Origin of the sequence: Endozoicomonas sp. ALC013 (assembly GCF_049310205.1) — a bacterium.
GTDB lineage: Bacteria > Pseudomonadota > Gammaproteobacteria > Pseudomonadales > Endozoicomonadaceae > Endozoicomonas.
The window spans coordinates 1-5,193 of record NZ_JBLYNS010000223.1; the positions used below are offsets into that span (position 1 = coordinate 1).

5 protein-coding genes and 1 pseudogene are annotated in these 5,193 nt (G+C 52.7%); all 6 read right to left on the reverse strand.

Annotated elements, in window-relative coordinates; genetic code table 11:
• Positions 1-234, reverse strand: a pseudogene (locus tag ACO6V1_RS22185) (cell division protein FtsZ); the annotation flags it as partial.
• A gap of 77 nt (positions 235-311) precedes the next feature.
• A complete protein-coding gene (ftsA, locus tag ACO6V1_RS22190; RefSeq protein ID WP_101746660.1) occupies positions 312-1,547 on the reverse strand; it encodes a cell division protein FtsA in 1,236 nt (411 codons plus the stop codon).
• 53 nt (positions 1,548-1,600) lie between these two features.
• Complete coding sequence (locus ACO6V1_RS22195; protein ID WP_422450949.1) at positions 1,601-2,416, reverse strand: cell division protein FtsQ/DivIB; 816 nt, start codon at positions 2,414-2,416, stop codon at positions 1,601-1,603.
• Complete coding sequence (locus tag ACO6V1_RS22200; protein WP_422461845.1) at positions 2,409-3,344, reverse strand: D-alanine--D-alanine ligase; 936 nt, start codon at positions 3,342-3,344, stop codon at positions 2,409-2,411. The genes ACO6V1_RS22195 and ACO6V1_RS22200 overlap by 8 nt, the downstream gene beginning before the upstream one ends.
• A gap of 33 nt (positions 3,345-3,377) precedes the next feature.
• Positions 3,378-4,835 carry a UDP-N-acetylmuramate--L-alanine ligase gene (murC, locus tag ACO6V1_RS22205; RefSeq protein WP_422468635.1) on the reverse strand — a complete coding sequence of 486 codons (1,458 nt, stop codon included), beginning with the start codon at positions 4,833-4,835 and terminating at the stop codon, positions 3,378-3,380.
• Positions 4,828-5,193 (reverse strand): UDP-N-acetylglucosamine--N-acetylmuramyl-(pentapeptide) pyrophosphoryl-undecaprenol N-acetylglucosamine transferase (locus ACO6V1_RS22210; RefSeq protein ID WP_422468638.1); only part of this gene is annotated, 366 nt, incomplete at its 5' end. The genes ACO6V1_RS22210 and murC, both read right to left, overlap by 8 nt.

A 5,193-nucleotide genomic window follows, 5' to 3' on the forward strand; every position in this document is an offset into this window, starting at 1 on the left:
ATTCGGGTTCGCGCCTGCACCAAGCCCTCGCGTGATCGAGGCTCCCAGCTGCAGGTGAGTATGGGCCTGCAAATGCTGCTTTTTCAGCGCCTGGGCGTCAGTGTTTGCACAGGCAAACTCAACACCTTCGAGCTGACTATTCAGCATGTGGCAGACTGCATTACCACCACCACCACCGACACCGATAACTTTTATGACCGCTTCCTGCGGTACGTTATCCACCAATTCAAACATGGTCATCTCCTTTTTATCACCCTTAATCTAACAAATACTTACCAATACCGTTACTGAAAACCTGCGCTGCTACACACTTAAAAGTTCTGAAACCAGCGCTTCATCTTGTCCATCAGCCCAGCATCCTGAGGTTTGCTGGCGATCGACTTTTTCAAACCATCTTTCTGCATTTTCTGGCCATAGTGCAAAAGCCCGACACCCGTTGAATAAATGGGATTACTGACCACATCACTCAGCCCTTTCACTAACTGCGGCACACCCAGCCTGACCGGCATGTGGAAAATCTCTTCTGCCAGCTCAATAGCTCCCTCAATCTTGGAAGTACCACCGGTCAGAACGATACCTGCGGGGATCAGGTCTTCGAAACCACTGCGCCTGATCTCTGCATTAATTAACGTAAACAGCTCGTCATAACGAGGTTCTACCACCTCTGCCAGTGCCTGCCGGGAAAGCTCCCTGGAGGGTCGCTCACCGACACTGGGAACTTTAATGGTTTCATCGGCTCCAGCCAGCTGGGCCAGGGCACAGGCATATTTAATCTTTATGTCTTCGGCATTTTGCGTCGGTGTCCGCAAGGCCATGGCAATGTCATTGGTCACCTGATCACCGGCAATGGGAATCACTGCCGTATGCCGAATGGCACCGTCGGTAAAGATGGCAATATCTGTCGTGCCACCGCCGATATCCACCATACAGACACCCAGCTCTTTCTCATCTTCTGAAAGCACCGAATAACTTGAAGCCAGCTGCTCAAGAATAATATCGTCCACTTCCAGACCACAGCGACGGATGCAGTTCTCAATATTCTGGGCCGCATTAACAGCGCAGGTCACCAGATGAACCTTGGCTTCCAGCCGGACACCGGACATCCCGTGAGGCTCCTTGATCCCCTCCTGGTTATCAATGGCATACTCCTGTGGAAGAATATGCAGAATCCGCTGATCCGCCGGGATCGCCACCGCCTGGGCGGCGTCAATCACCCGGTCAATATCGGCACCATTCACTTCACGCTCACGTATCGCAACGATACCGTGGGAGTTAAGACTCTTGATGTGATTGCCGGCAATACCGGCATAGACCGAGTGTATCTGACACCCGGCCATCAGCTCAGCTTCTTCAACGGCTCTCTTAATGGCATGGACCGTAGAGTCAATATTAACCACAACGCCACGCTTAAGCCCGCGGGAAATATGCGAGCCGATGCCGATGACTTCAATGTCACCCTCAGCGTTGAGCTCTCCGACAATAGCCACGACTTTCGAGGTGCCTATATCCAACCCAACGATCAATCTTCCATTATCTGCCGCTGTCATGGCATCAATCTTCCCAAACTTCTCTAACGATCATAAATCTGAGCCTGGCTGACTTATTTTGACCCCGTGTTAACCAGCGTCTCACTCCAGGCAACCGAAGCACCGTTCAAATATCGCAAATCTACCCGCTTTACCTGATCCCAGCGAGACTCCAGCCTGGCATGATAAAGACGGACAAAACGCTGCAGTCTTTCCATCCTTCGGTCACGACCAATATTGACCTCAACATGTCCTATGGTAAATCGCCATGAGCCACTATTGCTACGTTTCAGCATGGTCAGCCTGAGCCCCATAGGCCGGAGCAACTGACTGATGGCCAGATATTGCTGCATCACCTCCACCGCCAGCTCTTCCGGGCCACCCAGAACCGGCATGGCGGAAAAACCGGCAATATCCTCTGGTGCAAACACCTCACCTTCATTGCTGATCAGGGCGCTGCTGCCCCACCTCGCCACCGGCTGCTGTTCGGTCAGGCTCACCTGGACACTGTCAGGCCACTGTCGTCGAACCGAGGCGGTCTTAATCCAGGGCATTGCCATCAGAACCTGCTGCATCTCGCGCAAATCCAGGGCAAAAAAACGGTCCTGTAAGTGAGGCTGCAAAACACCCTCGACTTGCTCTCTGGATAAATACTCAAAGCCTGCATGCACTTCCACCCGTGCTATCGGCTGATTCAACCAGTTCACCAACCACGGCATTGAGCCCAGCAAGCCTGCCAGCAGAACAAGAGACACCAGAACCTGAAGCACTCTTTTCCACGGCAGTGTTTTTTTCCCTCTGCCAACAACCTGTTTACCGTCCCTTCGGGATGCGCCCCGTACTTCCCCCGACCAACCGGCTGAAACAGACCAACCTGCTCGATCAGACATCCGCTGTTTTCAATATTTCAATCACCAGTTCATCGAAAGATAAACCGGCATCCGCTGCGGCCATCGGCAGCAGACTATGATCTGTCATCCCCGGAATAGTATTGACCTCAAGCAACCAGAATCGTCCCTGCTGATCCTGCATAAAGTCAACACGCCCCCAGCCTGAACACCCAAGGGCTTCAAATGCCGTCAGAGCAACCGCCTGCAGTTCCTGCTCCTTAACAGAAGTCAGGCCACAGGGAATGGTGTAGCGGGTATTATCCGACAGATACTTGGCCTGGTAATCATAAAATTCACCCTCTGCCTCAATTCGGATAACAGGCAGTGGCTGACCATTAAGAATACCCACCGTAAACTCAGGCCCATCGATAAACGACTCCACCAGAACCGCCCCCTTGTGCTCCGCTGCACGCTCGCAGGCAACTTCAAGGTCTTCCCTTCGATCAACCCGTGCCACACCAACACTGGAGCCCTCCATGCTGGGTTTGACAAAGGCAGGCAACAGCGACTCGGCATGGCCAAGATTGTCAACTCCCATAACCAGGGCAAATTCCGGTGTTGGCAGCCCAATGGATTGCCAGAGCAGCTTGCAGCGGTATTTATCCATCGCCAGGGCAGATGCCATGACACCACTGCCGGGATAGGGAATACCCATGGTTTCCAGCATTCCCTGTATCGTTCCATCTTCTCCCCCACCGCCATGCAAGGCAATGAAGGCATAGTCAGGTGCATATTGCTGAAGCTGCTCAACAACATTCTCACAGGTATCAATCAGCTGGCATGTCACACCCTGGCGATGCAACGCGGCATAAATACGCTCACCACTGGTCAGGCTCACTTCCCTTTCTGCGGAGTTTCCACCGAAAAGTACAGCAACCTTGCCAAAAGCTTTTGGATCGAAGTGATCACAACTCCGGTCGTACTTCATGCACTGTTTTCCTTTACTATTCAATTCGTAGCTTTACTGTTCTGTCTTCGGCAGAGCCAACTCAGCACTGGCCAGCCTGAGAGCCAGTGCGCCAATATCCCCGGCTCCCTGAGCCAACAGCAAGTCCCCATCCTGAAGTACATCCGCCAATACTGACTCAACGTCTTCAGGACGGGCAATAAATATCGGATCAACCAGTCCACGCTGGCGAATACTCCGGCATAGTGAGCGACTGTCCGCCCCTGCAATCGGTTCTTCTCCGGCAGGGTACACTTCCATTAACAGAAGAACATCAACCCTGGACAGCACATCGACAAAATCCTCATACAGGTCACGGGTGCGAGAGAAACGATGAGGCTGGTAAATCATCACCAGTCGTTTATCATCCCAGCCATCACGAACCGCTTTAATGGTCGCATCCACTTCCGTTGGGTGGTGACCATAATCATCCACCAGCATCACGTCGCCAACCCGGGTAGTAAACTCTCCCAGCACCTGGAAACGTCGACCAACACCATCAAAACGACTCAGCCCTTCAGCAATCACCTGATCCGGAATGCCTTCATCAGCCGCCGTGGCAAACGCGGCCAGAGCATTCAACACGTTATGGCGTCCGGGAATACCCAGTTCAATGGTCACAGGGGCTTCTTCGACATCAGTGCGACGAACCAGGTCAAACGAGGTTCTCATGCCCTGCTGACGAACATTCACTGCCCGGTAATCCGCGTCTTCACTGAAACCGTAGGTAATCACCTGTCGTTTGATTTCCGGCAACAGTTCCCGAACAACCGGACAGTCGATACAGACAATCGCCACACCGTAAAAAGGCAGATTGTGCAAGAAATCAATAAATGCCTTTTTCAGCTTGCCAAAGTCTCCGTCGTAGGTAGACATATGGTCAGCATCAATATTGGTGATAATGGACACCATCGGCTGCAAATGCAGGAAAGAGGCATCAGACTCATCCGCCTCGGCCACCAGGTAACGGCTGCCACCCAGTTTTGCATTGGTACCGGCCGAGTTGAGCCTGCCCCCAATCACAAAAGTCGGGTCCATACCACTGAACCCGAGAACCGAAGCCAGCAGACTGGTGGTGGTGGTCTTGCCATGGGTACCCGCCACCGCAATGCCGTGGCGATAACGCATTAATTCCGCCAGCATCTGGGCCCGGGGAACAATGGGCAGCCGACGTCTTTCCCCCTCAACCACTTCCGGATTATCTCCGGCAACCGCGGTTGAGGTGACAATCACATCTGCGTTGATCACATTGTCGGCACGGTGGCCAATAAACACCTCAATCCCGAGCCCTTCAAGACGCTCAGTCACTGAAGATGCACGAATATCCGAGCCAGAGATTTCATACCCCTGATTCAGCAGGACCTCGGCAATGCCACACATGCCGGAACCACCAATACCGACAAAATGGATTTTGCGGATACGCCTCATCTCTGGCACCGCCACAACGGGAATCCGACTTTTTACATCAGGCATAAGAGACCTCCTTACCAGCCGCTTCAAGACAGAGCCTGACCACGTCATCAGTCGCCTGTGGCAAACTGGCCGTTCTTGCTGATGAGGCCATTCGTTCAAGCTGTTCAGGATTATCTGCCAGCTTCAAAATCATGTTTGTCAAACTGTCCACATTCAAATCTTTTTGCTGAACCATCAGGGCTGCACCTCGATCGACCAGGTAACGCCCATTCACTGTCTGATGATCATCCACCGCAAACGGGAAAGGCACCAGAATTCCGGGTTTTCCTGCCGCTGCCAGTTCTGCAATGGTTAATGCGCCAGAGCGGCAGATGACCAGATCCGCCCACTCATAAGCCTGAGCCATATCATCAATAAA

Bases quoted from the DNA above. Each gene is read 5' to 3' on its own strand.
- ftsA (WP_101746660.1), bottom strand. From the start codon at position 1,547: ATGACAGCGGCAGATAATGGAAGATTGATCGTTGGGTTGGATATAGGC.
- ACO6V1_RS22195 (WP_422450949.1), bottom strand. From the start codon at position 2,416: ATGTCTGATCGAGCAGGTTGGTCTGTTTCAGCCGGTTGGTCGGGGGAA.
- ACO6V1_RS22200 (WP_422461845.1), bottom strand. From the start codon at position 3,344: ATGAAGTACGACCGGAGTTGTGATCACTTCGATCCAAAAGCTTTTGGC.
- murC (WP_422468635.1), bottom strand. From the start codon at position 4,835: ATGCCTGATGTAAAAAGTCGGATTCCCGTTGTGGCGGTGCCAGAGATG.